Annotated in this window: 19 protein-coding genes; 12 read left to right on the plus strand and 7 right to left on the minus strand. The window is 66.7% G+C overall.

Features of this window, described 5'->3' with window-relative positions:
* The first annotated feature begins 3 nt into the window (after window positions 1-3).
* The 4 genes from DND132_RS07430 to obgE all read left to right on the plus strand — a co-directional run bounded on the left by DND132_RS07430 (window position 4) and on the right by obgE (window position 2602).
* The gene (locus DND132_RS07430) at window positions 4-744 is read left to right on the plus strand and encodes a ComF family protein (protein ID WP_014322099.1); all 741 of its coding nucleotides are present in this window, start codon (window positions 4-6) and stop codon (window positions 742-744) included.
* Between the two features lie 122 nt (window positions 745-866).
* On the plus strand, window positions 867-1178 hold the full coding sequence (gene rplU, locus DND132_RS07435; protein ID WP_014322100.1) for a 50S ribosomal protein L21: 312 nt from the start codon (window positions 867-869) through the stop codon (window positions 1176-1178).
* A 20-nt stretch (window positions 1179-1198) separates the two neighbouring features.
* Entirely contained in the window at window positions 1199-1468 is a 270-nt protein-coding gene (gene rpmA / locus DND132_RS07440; RefSeq protein WP_014322101.1) for a 50S ribosomal protein L27, read from the plus strand.
* 102 nt (window positions 1469-1570) lie between these two features.
* Window positions 1571-2602: a GTPase ObgE gene (gene obgE / locus DND132_RS07445; protein WP_014322102.1), complete on the plus strand. Its 1032-nt coding sequence runs from the start codon at window positions 1571-1573 to the stop codon at window positions 2600-2602.
* Here obgE and DND132_RS07450 read toward each other — a convergent pair.
* Window positions 2599-2985, minus strand: coding sequence for a carboxymuconolactone decarboxylase family protein (locus DND132_RS07450; RefSeq protein WP_014322103.1), 387 nt, complete (start codon window positions 2983-2985; stop codon window positions 2599-2601). The genes obgE and DND132_RS07450 overlap by 4 nt on opposite strands.
* A 90-nt stretch (window positions 2986-3075) precedes the next feature.
* On the opposite strand from DND132_RS07450, the gene DND132_RS07455 reads away from it, so the two are divergent.
* The 4 genes from DND132_RS07455 to DND132_RS18465 all read left to right on the plus strand — a co-directional run bounded on the left by DND132_RS07455 (window position 3076) and on the right by DND132_RS18465 (window position 6555).
* Complete coding sequence (locus DND132_RS07455) at window positions 3076-3960, plus strand: LysR family transcriptional regulator (protein WP_041915739.1); 885 nt, start codon at window positions 3076-3078, stop codon at window positions 3958-3960.
* 83 nt (window positions 3961-4043) lie between these two features.
* Window positions 4044-5204, plus strand: coding sequence for a glutamate 5-kinase (proB, locus tag DND132_RS07460; protein ID WP_014322105.1), 1161 nt, complete (start codon window positions 4044-4046; stop codon window positions 5202-5204).
* Window positions 5204-6412, plus strand: a complete 1209-nt coding sequence (locus DND132_RS07465) for an MFS transporter (RefSeq protein ID WP_014322106.1) — start codon at window positions 5204-5206, stop codon at window positions 6410-6412. Before proB ends, DND132_RS07465 begins: the two co-directional genes overlap by 1 nt.
* Entirely contained in the window at window positions 6409-6555 is a 147-nt protein-coding gene (locus DND132_RS18465) for a hypothetical protein (RefSeq protein WP_014322107.1), read from the plus strand. The genes DND132_RS07465 and DND132_RS18465 overlap by 4 nt, the downstream gene beginning before the upstream one ends.
* 25 nt (window positions 6556-6580) lie before the next feature.
* On the opposite strand, the gene DND132_RS07470 is transcribed toward DND132_RS18465, so the two are convergent.
* The gene (locus tag DND132_RS07470; RefSeq protein ID WP_014322108.1) at window positions 6581-6925 is read right to left on the minus strand and encodes a PadR family transcriptional regulator; all 345 of its coding nucleotides are present in this window, start codon (window positions 6923-6925) and stop codon (window positions 6581-6583) included.
* A 91-nt stretch (window positions 6926-7016) separates the two neighbouring features.
* On the opposite strand from DND132_RS07470, the gene DND132_RS07475 reads away from it, so the two are divergent.
* The gene (locus DND132_RS07475) at window positions 7017-7229 is read left to right on the plus strand and encodes a hypothetical protein (RefSeq protein ID WP_014322109.1); all 213 of its coding nucleotides are present in this window, start codon (window positions 7017-7019) and stop codon (window positions 7227-7229) included.
* 367 nt (window positions 7230-7596) lie between these two features.
* On the opposite strand, the gene DND132_RS07480 is transcribed toward DND132_RS07475, so the two are convergent.
* Both DND132_RS07480 and DND132_RS07485 read right to left on the minus strand, forming a co-directional pair.
* Complete coding sequence (locus DND132_RS07480; protein WP_014322110.1) at window positions 7597-8448, minus strand: amino acid kinase family protein; 852 nt, start codon at window positions 8446-8448, stop codon at window positions 7597-7599.
* A gap of 99 nt (window positions 8449-8547) precedes the next feature.
* Complete coding sequence (locus DND132_RS07485) at window positions 8548-9741, minus strand: putative sulfate/molybdate transporter (RefSeq protein ID WP_014322111.1); 1194 nt, start codon at window positions 9739-9741, stop codon at window positions 8548-8550.
* A 246-nt stretch (window positions 9742-9987) separates the two neighbouring features.
* Here DND132_RS07485 and DND132_RS07490 point away from each other — a divergent pair, with 246 nt between their 5' ends.
* From DND132_RS07490 to DND132_RS07500, 3 genes are all read left to right on the plus strand, one after another.
* Window positions 9988-12624 (plus strand): tetratricopeptide repeat protein, encoded by a 2637-nt coding sequence (locus DND132_RS07490; RefSeq protein ID WP_014322112.1) that lies wholly within the window; start codon window positions 9988-9990, stop codon window positions 12622-12624.
* A 147-nt stretch (window positions 12625-12771) separates the two neighbouring features.
* A complete protein-coding gene (argB, locus tag DND132_RS07495) occupies window positions 12772-13647 on the plus strand; it encodes an acetylglutamate kinase (RefSeq protein WP_041916000.1) in 876 nt (291 codons plus the stop codon).
* A 4-nt stretch (window positions 13648-13651) separates the two neighbouring features.
* Window positions 13652-14902, plus strand: coding sequence for a molybdopterin molybdotransferase MoeA (locus tag DND132_RS07500; RefSeq protein ID WP_014322114.1), 1251 nt, complete (start codon window positions 13652-13654; stop codon window positions 14900-14902).
* Between the two features lie 24 nt (window positions 14903-14926).
* Here the strand turns inward: DND132_RS07500 and DND132_RS07505 are convergent, their stop codons facing one another.
* The 3 genes from DND132_RS07505 to DND132_RS07515 all read right to left on the minus strand — a co-directional run bounded on the left by DND132_RS07505 (window position 14927) and on the right by DND132_RS07515 (window position 18650).
* Entirely contained in the window at window positions 14927-15877 is a 951-nt protein-coding gene (locus DND132_RS07505; protein WP_014322115.1) for a discoidin domain-containing protein, read from the minus strand.
* A 407-nt stretch (window positions 15878-16284) separates the two neighbouring features.
* A complete protein-coding gene (gene ahcY, locus DND132_RS07510) occupies window positions 16285-17715 on the minus strand; it encodes an adenosylhomocysteinase (RefSeq protein WP_014322116.1) in 1431 nt (476 codons plus the stop codon).
* A 23-nt stretch (window positions 17716-17738) separates the two neighbouring features.
* Window positions 17739-18650, minus strand: a complete 912-nt coding sequence (locus DND132_RS07515; RefSeq protein WP_014322117.1) for an ArsR/SmtB family transcription factor — start codon at window positions 18648-18650, stop codon at window positions 17739-17741.
* Window positions 18651-18681 lie beyond the last annotated feature (31 nt).

Raw genomic sequence — 18681 nt, forward strand, 5'->3', positions numbered from 1 at the left:
CGCATGTTCCGGCCGGTCCTGAACCTCGCGCGCGCCCTGGGCTTGCGGGCCGGACGATGCCCGGTCTGCGCCTCGGTCATGGCCGACGGGTCCCGGACCCTGTGCCCGGCCTGCGCCGGGGAGCTGCCCCTGCGCACCGGCGGCCTGTGCCCGGCCTGCGGCGGGATGTCCGGCCGGGAGGAGGACCCGCCCACCCTGTGCCCCGAGTGCCGCCTGGACCCGCCGCCCTGGGACCGGCTCTATTTCCACGGCCGGTACACCGGGCTCCTGCGCGAACTGATCCTGGGCTACAAGTTCCGCGACCGGTTCGACCGCGACCGGCTCCTGGGGGCGCTCGGCGTGGCCGCCTTCGAGGCGCGCGGCGGACTGGTGCCGGACGCGGTGGTCCCGGTGCCCCTGCACGGCCGGAGGCTGGCCTGGCGCGGCTTCAACCAGAGCCTGGAGATCGCGCGCGGCCTGGCCCGGCACCTGGACCGGCCCCTGCTGGTCCACGGGCTGACGCGCACGCGCAACACCCCGCCCCAGACCCGGTTCGGGCTCAGGGAGCGGCAGGCCAACATCAAGGGGGCCTTTGCGGCGGACCCGGCCCTGGTCCGGGGCAGGCGGCTGCTCCTGGTGGACGACGTGTACACCACGGGCTCGACCCTGAACGAGTGCGCCCGGACCCTGCTCCGGGCGGGCTGCACCGGGCTGGACGTCCTGGTCCTGGCCCGGACCCAGCGGGAGCCCACCGAGTCCATATAATGTATGTATTGGCCGGGCGGACGAAAAGTTGGCAAAAAAAGCGAAAAAACCGGACTCGGGGCTTGACTTCCACGCGTGGTTGCGGCTAGGTTGCCTCCTCTTACGAATTGGAGGTTCACACTATGTTCGCTATTATCGAGACCGGCGGGAAACAATACCGCGTTGAAGAAGGTCTTGAACTCAATGTAGATTTGCTGAAGGCCGATGCCGGCGACGCGCTGAGCATCGATTCCGTTCTCCTGGTCGACAAGGACGGCGACACCAAGATCGGCGCCCCCTATGTCGAAGGCGCTAAGGTCGAGTGCGAAGTCCTGGGCCACCTGCGTGGCGAGAAGGTCGTCGTCTTCCACAAGCTGTCCAAAAAGGACTCCCGCAAGACGCAGGGCCACCGCCAGGATTACACCAAACTGAAAGTCAATTCCATCACGGCCTAGCGCCTGGAAGGGAGGATAACATGGCTCATAAAAAAGCTGGTGGTAGCTCCAGAAACGGTCGCGACAGCGCCGGTCAGCGGCGCGGCGTGAAGCGCTTCGGCGGGCAGGAAGTGCTCGCCGGCAACATCCTCGTGCGTCAGCTCGGTACCAGATTTCATCCCGGCGAAGGCGTGGGCATGGGCAAGGACTACACCCTGTTCGCTCTCGTCGACGGCGTGGTCAAGTACGAGAAGTACACCCGCAAGAAGGTCGTCAAGACCCGCGTGAGCGTGACGCCCCCCGAGGCCTAGTTCCCGATAGCGCAAGCATAGTTGCCGGGCAGGGAGCGGTCATGCTCCCTGCCCGTTTTTTGCGTTCGGGGCTGCGGAAACTCCAAGGGTGAGGACGGAAACATGAAATTCGTGGATGAAGCGACCATCAAGGTGGCGTCCGGCAAGGGCGGCAACGGCTGCGCCAGCCTGCGGCGCGAGGCCAACATGCCCAAGGGCGGTCCGGACGGCGGCGACGGCGGCAAGGGCGGCGATCTGATCCTGCGCGGATCGGAGCGGCTCATGTCCCTGTACGACTTCCGCCTGAAGCGCCACTACACGGCCAAGAACGGCCAGTCCGGCATGGGCCGCGACCGCTACGGCAAGGCCGCCGACGACCTGATCGTGGATCTGCCCGTGGGCACCCTCGTCTACGAGATCATAGAGGAAGAGGACGGCACCACCCGCGAGGAGCTGGTGGCCGACCTGGTGGAGGACGGCACCCAGATCGTCATCTGCAAGGGCGGCGACGGCGGACGCGGCAACCTGCACTTCAAGTCCTCGATCAACCGCACTCCGCGCTACGCCGAACCCGGTTTTCCGGGCCAGGAAAAGCTGCTCCGGCTGGAGCTCAAGATCCTGGCCGACGTGGGGCTCCTCGGCCTGCCCTCGGCGGGCAAGTCCACCTTCATCTCCAAGGTCTCGGCCGCCCGGCCCAAGATCGCGGCCTACCCGTTCACCACGCTGGTGCCCAACCTCGGGGTCATCGAGAACGACGACTTCAAGCGCATGGTCATCGCCGACATCCCCGGCCTGATCGAAGGGGCCAGCGAGGGGCGCGGCCTGGGCATCACCTTCCTCAAGCACGTGGAGCGGACCCGCTTCCTGGTGCACATCCTGGCCGCCGAGGACGTCAACCGCGACGACCCCGTGGACGGCTACGCCATGCTCAACCAGGAACTGCGCGAGTACAACGCCGAGATGGCCCTGAAGCCCCAGATCAAGGTCATCAACAAGATCGACACCCTGTCCGAGGACGAACTGGCCGACATGAAGGCCAAGGTCGCCGCCTCGGGCGAGACGATCTACTTCATCTCCGCCCTGACCGGCGAGGGCGTGGACGAGCTGCTCGCGGCCATGTGGCGGCAGCTCGCCCAACTCGACGACGAGGGTTAGTCCTCTCCGCTCCCCCGCTCGGCAAAGACCGCCTTGGCCGCGAAGACCGCGTTCAGGGCCGCCGGGAACCCCGCATAGACCGAGATCTGCAGGAAGGTCTCGACGATCTCCTCACGCGTCCAGCCCACGTTCATCGCCCCGTGCAGATGCACCTTGAGCTGCGGCTCGCACCCGCCCTTGGCGGCCAGGGCCGCGATGGTGATCAGCTCCCGCTCCTTGAGGGACAGGCCGGGTCGGGAATAGACGTCCCCGAACCCGTACTCGACCATCAGCCTGGCCAGGTCCGGGGCCACGTCGCCCAGGGCCTCCATGACCCTGTCGCCCTGCTCGCCGTCCACGCGGGCGAGCATCTCCATGCCGCGTTCAAACCGTTCGTTGTCCATGACAACCTCCTTTTTCCCAACCCTGGCCCCGGCGCTGTGACACGTCCAATATCGCTTTTAACGCGCTGTGATATGGTTTACATATCAGCCATGGATACCCGACAGATGCGCTATTTCCTGGCTGTGGCCGAGACCCTGCACTTCCGCAGGGCGGCCGAGCGGCTGCACATGACCCAGCCGCCCCTGTCGCAGCAGATCGCGGCCTTCGAGGCGGAGCTGGGCGTGGCGCTGTTCGTGCGCGACCGGCGGTCCGTGGCCCTGACCGAGGCGGGCGCGTGCCTGCTCAAGGACGTGCGCCGCATCCTGGCCGACGTGGACGCGGCCGAGCGGCGGGCCGTGGACACGGGGTTGGGCCGCGTGGGCAGGCTGCGCGTCGGATTCATCGGCCCGGCCATCGACGGTCCGCTGGGGCCGGACCTGAAGCGGTTCGGCGAGAGCCATCCGGGCATCACCCTGGAGCTGACCGAGAAGTCCACGCCCGAGCTGGCCGAGCTGGTGCGCGGCGGCGGGCTGGACGCGGCCGTGGTTCGGCTGTCCGGGACGGGACGGGACGGGCTCATCCACCGGGTCTACCACCGCGAGACCTACGTCCTGGCCGTGCCCGCCGCCCACCGGCTGGCCAGGGAAACGGCCATCGCGCCGGCGATGCTCGACGACGAGCCGATGATCATGTTCCCGCGCGCCCTGAACCCGGCCCTGCACGACCGGTGGACCGCGCTCTTCGCCCGGCACGGGGCCCGGCTGCGCGTGGCCCAGGAGGTCCTGACCAAGCACGCCACCGTGGCCCTGGTGGCCGCCGGGCTGGGCCTGTCGCCCGTGCCCCGGTCCACGGCGGACACGGGCCGCCGGGACGTGGCCTTCATCCCCTTCGCCGTGGCCGCGCCGGAGCTGGAGTTCCACCTCATCGCCCGCGACGGTCCGCACGGCCCGGCCCTGGCGACCTTCCTCGACCAGCTGGCCCCGGAGCGCCCCTGACCCGAGCCCCCGGCCGGAAGCCCGCGCCCCCGCGGGCAAGTCCCTCCTTGCGGCCCGGAACCAGTTGGAGTACCGTGCGCCCCATGACGAAATCGCCCATTACCCGAGACACCCTGCTGGACAACGTCCGGCGGGTGGTGATCAAGGTAGGCTCGGCCGTGCTGACCACCCGCGACGGCCTGAACGGCGCGGCCATCAACCGGCTGGCGGACCAGCTGTCGGAACTGTCGAACCGGGGGCTGGACGTGGTCCTGGTCTCCTCGGGCGCGGTGGCCGCGGGCAGACAGCGCATCTACGAGCGGACCCGGAAGAAGCACCGCAACGGCAAGGACATGGTCTCCCGGCAGGCGGCCTCGGCCGTGGGCCAGGGACGGCTCATGCACGACTACGACGAGGCCTTTGCCCGGCACGGCAAGGTCACGGCCCAGGTCCTGCTGACCCGCAGCGGGCTGAAGCTGCGCGACCGCTTCCTGAACGCGCGCAACACCTTGGAACGGCTCCTGGAATGGGGCGTCATCCCGATCATCAACGAGAACGACACCGTGTCCACCCGCGAACTGGAGTTCGGGGACAACGACACCCTGGCCGCCATGTGCCTGGGGCTGGTCGGCGCGGATCTGTTCGTGAACATGACCTCGGCCGACGGGGTCTTCGACCGGAACCCGGACGGCGATCCGGAGGCCAGGCCCATCCCGCTCATTGAGGACATCGCGGCCCTGGACCTCGAGGCCATGTGCGACGGCAAGAGCAGCGTGGGCACAGGCGGCATGTACTCCAAGCTGCGCGCGGCCCGGCGGGCGGCCCAGCTGGGCGTGCCCACCCTGATCGTCACGGGCAAGGGCGCCTTCGACATCCCGGCCGTGCTCGCCGGAGACCAGGGCGGCACCCTGGTCCTGCCCGACGAGCGCGTGGTCTCGAGCAAAAAATTCTGGCTGGCCTACCACGACGACCCGTCCGGGGCCGTCCTGGTGGACGGCGGCGCGGCCAACGCCCTGCTGACCAAGGGCACGTCGCTGCTGCCCATCGGCATCACCGGGGTGGAGGGCTGCTTCGAACGCGGGGCGCTGATCTTCATCAAGACGGCGGACGGCGTGGAACTCGGCGTGGGCCAGACCAACTATTCCGCCGACGAACTCTGCCGCATCAAGGGCAAGCGCACGGACGAACTGGCGGCCATCATCGGGCCCACGGTCTCGGACGAGGCCGTACACCGCGACAACATGCTCCTGGACGCGGCCATCTGATGCGCAGGCTCTACCTCGACCGCAACCTCCAGTACGTCTTCGGCGTGACGCTCATGGCCGTGCTCGGGGTGTCGTCGATCATCCCGGCCCTGCCCGACATCATGAAGGGGCTCCACCTGGACGCGCAGCGGATCGGCCTGGTCATCTCGGCCTTCACCCTGCCCGGCGTGCTCTTCTCGCCCCTGGTCGGCATCCTGGCCGACCGCGTGGGCCGCAAGGTGCTCCTGGTGCCCTCGCTGTTCGTCTTCAGCGGGTTCGGGTTCGCCTGCTTCTTCGCCGAGACCGTGCAGCAACTCCTGGTCCTGCGTTTCTTCCAGGGCGTGGGCGCGGCCCCGCTGGGCGTGCTCTACTCGACCATGATCGGCGACCTGTACACCGGCCCGGAGCGCGGCCAGGCCATGGGCTACAACGCCTCGGTCCTGGCCATGGGCACGGCGGGCTATCCGGCCGTGGGAGGCGTACTGGCCCTGCTCGGCTGGAACTACCCCTTCCTGCTCCCCCTGTTGGCCGTGCCCCTGGGGCTGGCCATCCTCTTTTTCATGCAGACCCCGGAGCCGCAGAAGACCGGCAGCATAAAGGAATATTTCGCGGCCGCCTACCGGCGAATGAAGACACGCGAGGCCATGAGCCTGTTCGCCACCACCCTGCTGACCTTCATCATCCTGTACGGCCCGCTGATCACCTACCTGCCCATCCTGCTCAGCCACCGGTTCGGGGCCTCGTCCGCGACCATCGGGCTGGTCTTCCTGGCCGCCTCGGGCTTCACCGGGCTGGCTTCGTTCCAGCTCGGGCGGCTGACCCAGCGCTTCGGGCAGCGCACCCTGCTCTCGGCGGCCGCCGTGTTCTACGGCCTGTGCATGCTCTTCACGCCCCACGCCCCGTCCCTGCTCCTGACCATCCCACCGGTCATCTGCTTCGGCCTGGCCCAGGGCCTGAACATCCCCACGGTCATGACCATGCTGACGACCATCGCGCCCATGGAACAGCGCGGCGCATTCATGGCCGCCAACGGCCTGCTCCTGCGCCTGGCCCAGACCGTGGCCCCCATGATCATGGGCGGGCTCTACGCCATGGGCGGCATGAACGCCGTGTACACGGGCGGGTTCGCCTGCGCCGTGGCCATCCTGCTCCTGGCCCGCTTCTGCATCGTCAACATCGACCACAACGCCCCTCAGCACCCGGCCGGGAACATCGACAAGACAGCATGACGTCCCTCCGTTCCCGCCTGCAACACAGGCTCAACCCCCTGCACGTCTACTGCAGGCTTCGCTCGCTGGGTCTGGCCCATCGGCCCGCCCTGATGGTCTCCAGCTGCTGGGAACGCGTCCTGTATCGGCGCATCCTGTCCTGATCGAAGTCCGGGCCCCCCCGGCCCGCTACGACTCCCGGTAGCGCCGGATGAACGCGTCCAGCCGGTCGCGCTGCTTCTCCATGTGCAGAATCCACGCCTCCAGAACCTCCAGGCCCTCGGGCGTGACCGAGTAGACCCGCTTGGCCGGGCCGTCGCCCTCGGCATCCCAGTTGGAGGTGACCAACCCCTCCTCGTCCATCTGACGCAGATGGCGATAGATCATGCCCGGAGGCGCGTCGTCCCGCAAAAAGCCGTAGTCCCCGATGGACTGGATGAGCTGGTATCCGTAGGAAGGCCCGGCCTTGAGGGCCATGAGCAGGGAGGGCTGTACGTACCGCTGCGGCTTGGAGCCGCCCACTTTTTTCGACATGAGTGCAATGTCCTTCTTGACTATAGGTGCTTTAAGGATATATATACAGTATAGACCAATGTCCATTAAGGCACAAGCCAAGGAGACAATCATGAAGATTTTCGTACGTGAACGCATGCGGGCCGAGGAAGGGACCAGGAAGCCGAGATACCGCGTTGTCGGCATCCAGGGCGGGGATTTGAAGATTTACGCCAAGCGCATCCGCCGGTGCGAGCTCAAGGAGCTGGCCGAACAGACGGGTGCCGAGATCGTCTACCTCCCCCGTGACGGCGAAGGGAGTGAGGGGAAGAAGAAGGCCGCGTAGCGGCTCCCGATAGCGGGCGATCTGCGCATTCTTTCCGGGGGGCTTGCGTCCTCACGTGGTAAGCCACGCTGCGGCGAAAGCCCCCCCGGAAGAAAATGCACATCTGACCCACTCTCAAAAGCCTCGTGCGAACGCGGGAGAAGAGCCGCTGCCGGGTGCTGCGCACCCGAATCGCTCCAGTTTTTTGAAGAAAAAGGCCTTCGACTCGATACAGAGTCGAAGGCCTTTTTGTGCTCTTTGGCCCGCGAAGCGGCAATAAAAAGTATAGGAAAGGAGAGGGGATGGGGGCCCGGGGGAAGGGGAGAGGGAAAGCCCTTTACAAAGGGTTTCCCTCTCCCCTTCCCCCGGCCGCCGGAGGCATTCCTTGCTAATCCTTGTAGATGATCGTGCCGACGTGTTCGCCGTCCAGGGCGGCGTGGAGGTGTTCGGGGTGGCGGAGGACATCGATGATCTGGAAGGACTTGAGGGTCTTGGCGTTCTTGAGGAAGGTCAGGACCGGACGTTCGACGATGAGGTCGTCGAGGTCGAGCTTGATCAGTTCGTCCACGTGGATCTTGTCGTAGAACTTGAGGGCGTCGCGGTTCTTGGCCTTCTTGGGGTCGCCGTCGAACATGCCCTTTTCGTCCTTGAGGTAGATAAGCGAGCGCGCGCCGATGTTTTCGGCCAGGAGGAAGGCCCCGGAATCGGTGCGGTGGGGCGGGATGGAGCCGTGTTCGGCCGGGTGCTCGAAGAAGCCGTAGGGCGGGATGCCGGTGGTGATGGGCAGGTAGCCGAGCTGGCAGTACATGTGCAGCTGCTCCAGGTGGTCGCCGTGGCCGATGAGGGCGCCGCCGTGCTTGGCCAGGAGGACCGAGAGCATCTCGGCGTTCTGGGCCGAGACCTTGTCGCCGAGCTTGGACAGGACGCCGGTGGGCATGCCCAGGTCCACACCGATGGAGTAGACGTGGCGGGCCCGGGTGCCGCCGCCGCACATGAGCAGAATCTTGTGCTTTTCCTTGGCCTTGACCAGTTCCTTGAGGATGGGGAACAGGGCCTTGGCCCCGCGGTCCATGATGGACTGGCCGCCGATCTTGAGCACGTTGACGTCCGGCTGCATGCGGAAGTACTCGCTCGCCTCGGTGCCCTTGAGCACGTTGCGGTCCACCAGGGACTCGCCCATGAGCGGGGTGTCGATATGCAGTCTGCCCTTGGCGTCCTTTTCCTTGATCAGCTTGCCCATGCGGGTGTCCTCCAGGTGTGTTTATGAATTGTCATACATTGTACCTGCCGGTGGAAAAATGGCAAGCCGCTTGGAATCGCGCCAGGTTGAGCATCATGCCTAGATGGAGATCCGCCCCTTGTTGATGATCCAGGTCATGCAGATGCCCACGCCGAAGGCCCAGGCCAGATTGGAGGCCATGGTGATGCCGAGCATGACCATCATGACGAACAGGCCCGAGCGGGTCTGCACGTCCTGGATGGTCAGGGCGAGTTGCGCCCCGGCGTAGAACAGGAGCATGCCGAGCACGCCCATGGGCAGGAGGTGCAGGACATTGATGGACTGGGAACCCAGGAGCACGGCCAGGGCCACGAAGAGCAGGCCGATGATCACGTTGGAGCCCGCGGTGCGCGCCCCGAAGGCGTAGTGCGCGGCCAGGCCGCCCGCGCCGTGGCACACGGGCATGCCGCCCACCAGGGCGGCGAAGACGTTGGCCAGCCCCATGGAGATGCACAGGGCGCGGTCCGTGACCCTCCGGCTGTCGTTGCCGAAGTATTCGAAGCTCAGGTCCCGGCTGGCGATGACCGCGTTGCCCATGGTCATGGGAATCTGCGGGGCCACCAGGGCGACCAGGGCGAAGCCGAAGTCCGCCATGGTCGGGATGCCGAAGGGCAGGATCTCGGGCATGTGCAGCCCCACGCGGATGTCCACCAGCTCGCGCCAGGCCCCGAACAGGGTGCCGAAGACCGCGCCCGCCACGACCACCACCAGCCCGGCCGGAAAGCGGTTGCTGCGCAGGAGCAGCAGGGCGATCAGGCCGAAGAGCACGCCGGACAGCACGGACATGGACACCGGGCCCAGGGACTGGACAAGCAGAAACGGCTCGCACATCCCATTCATGAGCTGAAGCGGGTTCTTGCCCACGATGAGGTGGACGCCCTTGGACAGAAGCAGGATGCCGGTGGACAGCTGCACGCCCCGGATGACCGGCCGGGGCACCAGGCGGGCCACGCGGTCCACCAGGCCGGTGGTCCCGAGGAACAGGAGCATCACGGCCAGGAGGATGCCCGAAGCGGTGATCATCTGGGGCGAGAGTGCCAGGCCGATGGCGTAGGCCGAGACGACCTTCATGGGCTGGACCGCGATGGGCACCCGGTAGTAGAATCCGGCCAGGAGATACATGAGCCCCACGGTCAGGAAGAGCCCGGTGGCCGACAGGCCGTTGATCATGATCATGCCGAAAGACAGCGGCAGCAGCGTGCCCAGGTCGCCCATGGAGCCCGCCCATTCCATCCGATTGAAACTCAGTCGCATACGGCTATCCCCTGGTTAATTTCCTAGCACTTTAGGAGGATTTAACAAACTCGGTACAATGGATGCAACCGCAATCTGTTGACTTCCCGCGATCTTTTTCACCATATTTTTCTATGGATGTCATGCAATCCGCCGATACCATCACCCGAAACCGCGTTGCGCGGACATTGACAGGGCGTGAACCCTGCACATATCATCAAATATTGGTTGCCGCTTTTCCCCGACACGCAGCCCGAAAACACGACCATGAGACACCCCTCGACCCCACTCCGCCCCGCATGGTGCCTGTGCGCCGCCCTCCTCTGGCTGGCCATCGGCCCCGCCGCCACGCCCGCCGTTGCCGCGCCCGTGCACTTCACCGTCCTGCTGGCCCCGTTCGAGACCCCGGATACCGCCGGGAAGGCGCACCGGGCCGCGCTCAAGGCGCTCCTGACGGCCAACGGGTTCCGCGTAGTGGAGCCGCCGGAACTGCTGAACGGCCCCGGGCGGTACGCGGGCGTCTCCAAGTGGCTGGAGCCCGCCTGGCGCGACGGCTGGCTCGCCCGGACCCAGGCGGAATACGTCCTGTTCGGCCGGGAGGACGGCGACCTTTTGGTCCTGGGCATCTACCCCGGCTACGACTACGACGACTCGCCCAACGAGCTGACGGCCTACCGCCCCGGTGATCCGGCCGAGATGGACCGGCTGGCCCGCGACATCGGCCGGGCCGTGATCAACGCGGCCCGCGACTTCGTGGACGACGAGGACATGGACAACCGGGCCTACCGGCTCTCCCGCCACGCGGACAGGCTCAAGACGGCCCTCGGGCTCAAGGACAGCCCGTTCTTCCGCTCCCCCGGCAACACCTACGCCCTGCGCCTGGCCGTGGTGGAGACCCTCATGGAGCTGGACTGGGAGGTGGAGGACCGCTTCGTGCTCGAGGAGGTCATGACCCGGCTCGCGCCCCTGCTGGCCTCGGAAAAGGACAACCCCGACACGCGCGGCTACGTCTGGTCCCTGTCCATCCTCCTGAACACCCGCCTGGGCGACCGCTACGACGACCCCGCCGCCCTGCTGCGGGCCGTGGCCGACTGCGACGCCGTGCTCGCGTTCCCCGAGACCGGGGAGGACGCGGAGACCGCGTCGTGGACCTATGCCCAGAAGGGGGAAAACCTGCGGCGGCTGGCGCAACTGCGCGATGACAACGGACTGTACCGGAGATCCAGCGACGACTTCATGCGGGCCCTGGACCTGCTGCCCAAGGGCCCGAACCGGCAACGGGGCGACATGCACTCCGACCTCGGCCTCAACGGCATGGACATGGCCCGCGCCACCGGGGACCCCAGGCTCTTCAAGGACGCCATCGGGCACTTCGACCGGGCGATCGAAAATTTCGACAGGCGGGAATACCCCTGGAGCTGGGGCATGGCCCAGGTCAACCGGGCCTGCGCCCTGATCGGCCTGGCCGACATCGAGGACCAGGTGGACAACCGGCGGCGGGCCAACAAGAACCTGCGGCTGGCCCTGGAAGCCTTCACCCTGCGGGATTATCCGAGCCGATGGCTGGCCACCGAGGTCGCCCTGGGGCGCAGCCTGGTCAGCCTCGGCGACGAGACCGGAACGCCCGAGCCGTACCAGGAGGCCGCCGCCCTGCTCGACAAGGCCGTGCCCAGAGCGGAGGCGGAGGGCCTGGACTGGTCCGAGATGTCCTTCTGGCTGGGGCTGGCCCACGAGCAGCTGGGCGAGACCGGGGACGACGCCGTACAGTTCGAGACCGCCGCGACCTGGTACGACAAGACCCTCGGCAAGCTGCCAGACGACGACCTGGACCTGAGGCCCTATACCTACAAGCGGCTCGGGTACGTGCTCGCGCAACTCGGCGAGCGCGAAAGCCTGCCGGAATATTACGACAGGAGCGGGCAGGATTACGCCGTGGCGGCGGCCCTGTTCGCGCGGTCGGGCGACGAGGAGGAATGCGCCCTGGCCCGATTCCAGGAGGGGCGCAGCTATCTTTCCCTCACGGCGAGAACGCCCCAGGTCGAATCGCTGGACAAGGCGCTGTCCGCCTTCACCAAGGCCCTGGACCACTTCCGGGGTCACGACGAACGCCTGGCGACGGCCCGGTGCAACATCTACATCGCCCGGTGCCTCCTCCACCTCGGAGACCGGCTGGCCGAGGCCGACCACTACGTCAAGGCCCTGGCGCGCCTGGACGAGGCGCAGAAAGACCTTGCCGACAAGGCCCACCCCGCCGACTGGCTCAACACCGTGGCCGTGAAGGGGATGGCCTACGCCAGGCTGGCCGACCACTACAGGAGCATCGACGACTACGACAAGGCCATCGGGGCGTATTCCACCGTGCTGACGGCGATCCGGCTCGAAGACAACCCGGAACTGTGGGTGGACACCCAAAGCGACCTGGGCATGACCCTCAAGCGCAAGGCCGCGCAGCTCGACGACGTCTCCATGGCCGAAGAGGCCGGGACCCACTTCCAGGCCGCACTCGACCATCTCAACCGCGAGCAGGACCCGGCACGGTGGGCGCGCGTCAGCAACAACTACGCGAATCTCCTGTGCTTCCAGGGCAGACTGACGCGGAAGACCGGCAGCCTTGAACAGGGCATCGCCACCTACCGCGCCGTGCAGGCGGTCTGGACCAGGGAGCGATACCCCCTGCAATGGGCCATGACCCTCTACAACATCGGCAACGCCCAGCTGTCCATCGCCTCCATGGGCGGGGACGGCAAGACGGCGGAGACCGCCCTGTCCCTGCTGCTGCAGGCCAGGGACAACCTCGGCGACCAGTCCCCCGGCTTCCGGGACGACATCGACGACAGCATCCGCACGGCCCGGAACCTGATCCGGCGGCTCCAGCGGAAGACCCCGGCCCGGTCCACCACCTAGGGGCCGGAGCGCGGCGGGGACACAACCGACCCCGGCGAACGCTACCGGTTGACTTCCCGCCCCCTTTCCCCGACAATTCGGCCCGATTCCGGTACGTTTCCGGCAACAGGAGCCACCATGAAACACGAGTCCATCAGCAAGCGGGACATGAAGCGGTATCAGCTTCAGGCCAAGTCCATCATCGAGACCCTGCCGTTCATCACCGAATTCTACGGCAAGACCATCGTCATCAAGTACGGCGGCAACGCCATGATCGACGAGGACCTGAAGCGCGCCTTCGCCCTGAACGTCATCCTGCTCAAGTACATCGGCATCAACCCGGTGGTCGTGCACGGCGGCGGGCCGCAGATCGGCAAGATGCTCAAGGCCTTGAACATCGAGTCCCGCTTCCGCGAGGGGTACCGGGTCACGGACCAGGCCACCATGGACGTGGTCGAGATGGTCCTGGTGGGCAAGGTCAACAAGGAGATCGTCAACCTGATCAACCTGCACGGCGGCCAGGCCGTGGGGTTGTCCGGCAAGGACGGGCGGCTGATCACGGCCGAGCCCAAGGAACTGGCCGTGGAGAAGAAGGACGCCCCGCCCGAGATCATCGACCTGGGCAAGGTGGGCGAGGTCACCTCGGTCAACACCAAGCTCATCCACTCCCTGCTGAACGACGGGTTCATCCCGGTCATCGCGCCCGTGGGCGTGGACGAGGCGGGCGAGACCTACAACATCAACGCCGACTCCGTGGCCGGTGCCGTGGCCACCGCCCTGGGGGCCAAGCGCCTCTACCTGCTGACCGACGTGCCCGGCCTGCTCGACGCCGAGGGCCAGCTGGTCACCTCCCTGAGCGCCAAGGAGGCCTTCGAGGCCATCCGCTCGGGCGTGGTCACCGGCGGCATGATCCCCAAGATCAAGTGCTGCCTGGAGGCCGTGGCCGGGGTGGAGAAATCGGCCATCATCGACGGCCGCGTCGAGAACTGCATCCTGCTCGAACTGTTCACCAAATCCGGCATCGGCACCGAGATCATCTACTAGGCCCATGCACGGATTCTTCACCATCATCTCCCGCGCCGAGTTCGAGGCCCTGCTGCGAGGCTTCGCCCCCCTGGACGCCGAGACCGTGGACCTGGCCGAATCGGCCGGGCGCGTCCTGGCCCACGACCTGATCGCCCCCCACGACTGGCCCCTGCTGGCCCGGTCGTGCATGGACGGCTTCGCGGTCAACGCCCGCGACGTATTCGGGGCCGGCGAGTCCAATCCCGGCTACCTGGAATGCGTGGCCGCCCTGTCCATCGACAAGTTGCCGGACATCGTCCTCAACCCCGGCGAGTGCGCGCGCATCGCCACGGGCGGGGTGCTGCCCGAGGGCGCGGACGCCGTGGTCATGGTCGAGCACACCCAGGCCATGCAGGACGAGATCGTGGGCGGGACCATCGAGATCCGCAAAAGCGCGGCCCCGTTCGACAACGTCATGCAGCGCGGCGAGGACGCCAGAAAGGACGCCACCGCCCTGCCCGCGGGCACGGTCCTGCGGCCCCAGGAGATCGGCCTGGCCGCTGCCCTGGGCTTCGAGGAAATTTCACTGGTCAGACGGCCCAGGGTGGGCATCCTGTCAACGGGCGACGAGCTCATCGAGGTCGGCGCCACGCCCAGGCCCGGCCAGGTGCGCGACGTGAACACCCACACCGTGGCCGCCCTGGTGGAACAGGCGGGCGGCCTGCCCGTGCCCTACGGGATCATCAAGGACGACCTGGAGAGCCTCGGCCGAGCCCTGGCCACGGCCATCGCCGAGAACGACGCGGTCCTGTTGTCCGGGGGCAGCTCCATCGGCGTGCGCGACCTCACGGTCCAAGCCATCGAGGCCATGGAGGACGCGAAAATTCTGGCCCACGGGGTGGCCATCAGCCCCGGCAAGCCGACCATCCTCGGCCGCGTGGGCAAGAAGCCCGTGCTCGGCCTGCCCGGCCAGGTGACCTCGGCCCTGGTGGTGGTCCACGTCCTGGTCCTACCGCTCCTGCGCCATCTCCAGGGCGATCCGGCCGCGTTCTCCCCGACCTGCCGCTGCCTGCGCAAGGCGCAGCTGGCCCGCAACGTGGCCTCAAAGCCGGGTCGCGAGGACTACGTGCGCATCCGGCTGGAGGAACGCCCCGGCCAACCGCCCCTGGCCCACCCGGTGCTCGGCAAGTCCGGGCTGCTGCGGACCATTGTCCAGGCCCATGGGCTGGCCACCATCCCGGCCGATTCCGAGGGGCTCTACGCCGACGCGTTGGTTGATATCTGGATCGTTTAACGTCTTGAACAGACTGACATTCGATTAAAAATCCTCTTCCTGGCCGTCGAGTTCCAGAATCTTCCAGCCCTCGTTGCCCTTCATGAGCACGAAGACCGAGTCGTCCTCGAGGTTTTTGTCCAGCTTGCCCACCTGCACGCGGTAGGTCCCGAAGGCGCGGACCTCGGCCACGTCCTTGTCCAGGTAGACCAGCTCGAAGCCGAGGCCGGAGGGGTCCACCCTGGCCGAGCGCAGGAGCTTGAAGGTGCCGCGCTGGCGCTGGATCTCCTTGAAGACCTCGAACTGGAAGTCGAAGCGGTCGCGCACGTGGGACGCGAAGAGCAGGTAGTAGTCGTCGTCCAGGGAGGTCTGTTTGACGTAGAAGTCCCGGAGCAGGGTCTTGATCTCGTCGGGCACGGCATTGGTCGTGTCGGCGGGCGGCGCCTGGGGCACGAATTTCCCGCCCCGAGCGGTCCCGTCGTCCGGCGCGGGCATGAGGGTCAGGTACAGCTTGACCTCGGACACGGCCAGCTTCATGCGCGCCAGGGGCACGCCCTCGGGAAAGACCGAGTCCACCACGATGCGGATGGACTTGAACGGCTTGCCCGGACATTTCACGACCTGCTCGCCCGGCTCGTCGCGCAGCCAAAAGGGGAACTCCGAGCCGTCGGGATAGACCACCCGGCCCGAGCGGATGCGCCGGAACTTCTCGAACTGCCCCGGCCCCTGGTGCCCGTTGTAGATGCCGAGCCCCGTGACCCGCACGGGCACGTCGAAGGCGAACTCCATCCACTGCCCTTCGCCCGAGGAGATGCTCCCCCCGGCCCAGGCCGTGGCCGGGTCCCCGTCCATGAGGTTCCCCGGCGCGTACTCGAGCCCCAAGTCCACCTTGAAGCTGGACACCCGGACGTCCACATTCAACGCCCAAGCCGCCCCGCCCCACAACAGGACGCCCGACACCATCAGCCCCAAGGCCACCAGACGAACATTTCGCATGACGCCCTCTCTACCACAACACGTCGGAATCCGTCCCGTATAAAAAGCGCTCCCCACGGCGCCGCCCCCCACCGGGGCGGCTCGGTCGGCGCAGCCCGACCGACAGCCCCTCCCCCGTGGCGATTCGCCCCCCCCCCCTCCCCCTTGGAGCGATTCGGTCGGCGCAGCCGCCCGACAGCGGCTCTCCCCCACGCGCCCGCACGCAGTCAGGCTTTCGAGAGTGGGTCAGCTGTGCATTTTCTTCCGGGGGGCTTTCACCGCAGCGTAGCCGTCTACGTGAGGATGAAAGCCCCCCCGGAAAAAATGTGCAGATGGCCCGCTATCGGAAGCCGCACCTACTAGGCGGGAAAGCGCGAAAAAAAGGGCGGCCCGCTCGGGCCGCCCTTTTTTATTCCGCGCTTTCCCGCCTAGTAGCGGTAGTGGTCGGGCTTGTAGGGGCCTTCGACATCGACCCCGATGTAATCGGCCTGCTTCTGGGTCAGCTTCTCCAGCTTCACGCCGAGACGGCCCAGGTGCAGGCGGGCGACCTCTTCATCCAGCTTCTTGGGCAGGATCATGACCTTGGGCTCATAGTCGTTCTTGGCCAGGTCCATCTGGGCCAACGCCTGGTTGGTGAAGGAGTTGGACATGACGAAGCTCGGGTGGCCGGTGGCGCAGCCGAGGTTGACCAGGCGGCCTTCGGCCAGGATGATGATGGACCGGCCGGACGTGAGGGTCCACTTGTCCACCTGGGGCTTGACGGTCTTCTTGGTGCAGCCCTTGGTCTTCTCCAGGTAGATCATCTCGATCTCGGAGTCGAAGTGGCCGATGTTGCACAGGATGGCCTCGTCCTTCATGGCCTCCATGTGGGCGCCGGTGACCACGTGGTAGTTGCCGGTGCAGGTGACGAAGATGTCGCCGCGCGGGGCGGCGTCGTCCATGGTGGTCACCTCGAAGCCCTCCATGGCGGCCTGCAGGGCGCAGATGGGGTCGATCTCGGTGATCAGGACGCGCGCGCCGAAGCCGCGCATGGACTGGGCGCAGCCCTTGCCCACGTCGCCGTAACCGACCACGACCACGACCTTGCCCGCCACCATGACGTCGGTGGCGCGCTTGATGCCGTCGGCCAGGGACTCGCGGCAGCCGTACAGGTTGTCGAACTTGGACTTGGTCACGGAGTCGTTGACGTTGATGGCCGGGAACAGGAGTTCGCCCGCGCGCTGCATCTCGTAGAGACGATGCACGCCGGTGGTGGTCTCCTCGGACACGCCGCGCACCTTCTTGGAGATGTCGGTCCACTTGGTCGGATTGGCCTTCACCGAGGCGCCCAGGCGGTCCATGATGATCTGGAACTCGTGGACGTCGTATTCCTTGTCGGCCAGGGACGGGTCGGCCTCGACCTTGACGCCCTGGTGGATGAGCAGGGTGGCGTCGCCGCCGTCGTCCACGATGAGGTCCGGGCCCGAGCCGTCGGGCCAGGTCAGGGCCTGCTCGGTGCACCACCAGTAGTCCTCCAGGGTCTCGCCCTTCCAGGCGAAGACCTTGGCCATGCCGGAGTCGGCGATGGCCGCGGCGGCGTGGTCCTGGGTGGAGAAGATGTTGCAGGACGCCCAGCGGATGTCCGCGCCGAGCGCGTGCAGGCACTTGATGAGCATGGCGGTCTGGATGGTCATGTGCAGGGAGCCGGTGACCTTGAGGCCCTTGAGCGGTTTTTCCGTGCCGTACTTCTCGATGATGGCCATGAGGCCGGGCATCTCGCGTTCGGACAGCTGCATTTCCATGTGGCCCCACTCGGCCAGGGAGAGGTCGGCCACCTTGTACTCGCAGGCGGGATCGACGGGCGTGACGTTTTTGGACATGGTTTCCTCCAAAGATGGGGTTGTTATCGTTTTTCGGCCTCGTACAGGACCACGACGAGGCCCATGTTGACCTTGAATTCCGTGACGGAGCGGATGTCGAAGCGCGCCTCCTCCAGCCAGCCGCACATGCTCTCGCGGGGGATGCCGAGTCGGCGGTCCCCGTACTCCGAGCGCATGAGCTCGTTCTGGTGCTGGTCGAACTCGGCGATGATCAGGCGGCCGCCGATCTTGAGCACGCGGCCCGCCTCGCGGATGGCGTCGAGCGGCATGGCCAGATGGTGCAGGACCAGGGACATGACCGTGCAGTCCGCCTCCCAGTCGCGCAGGGGCAGGTGAGTCATCTCCCCGATGCGCAGGGACATGCGCCCGTTGCCCGAGAAGCGCTCCTCGGCCAGCTCGAGCATCTTGGGCGAGTTGTCCACGCCGATGACCGAGCGCGACGAGCGGGACAGGATCTCGAGCATGTCGCCCGTGCCGCAGCCGATGTCCGCTGCGCAGTCGCACTCGGGCAGCCGGGCCTGGATCTCGCGGCCCAGGTCCAGGTCGCCCAGGACCTCGGCGGTCATGCGGTCCCACTCGGGCGCGATGTCGTCGAAGAACTGGCGGGTGGCCGCCGTGCGCTCCAGGATGACCTTCTCGGCCCGGTTGCGGTCCCGCTTGAGCTCGGGCTCGCCGGACATGAGTTCGCGCACGCCGTTGAGGAACGCGCGGCCCTGTCCGTCCTCGCTGGCCCGGTAAAAGGCCCACAGGCCCTCGCGGCGCACGTGCACCAGCCCGGACTCGGACAAAATCTTGAGATGCCGCGAAATCCGCGACTGCCCCATCTCCATGACCTGCACGATCTCGCCCACGTTGAGCTCGTATTCCAGCAGGACATTGACCAGGCGCGCCCGGGTTTCGTCAGACAACGCTTTGCAATACTTTATTATTTCCATTTGATTCGCTCTATATCAGGATATCTTGATA

The organism is Pseudodesulfovibrio mercurii (genome assembly GCF_000189295.2).
GTDB classification, from domain to species: Bacteria; Desulfobacterota; Desulfovibrionia; order Desulfovibrionales; family Desulfovibrionaceae; genus Pseudodesulfovibrio; species Pseudodesulfovibrio mercurii.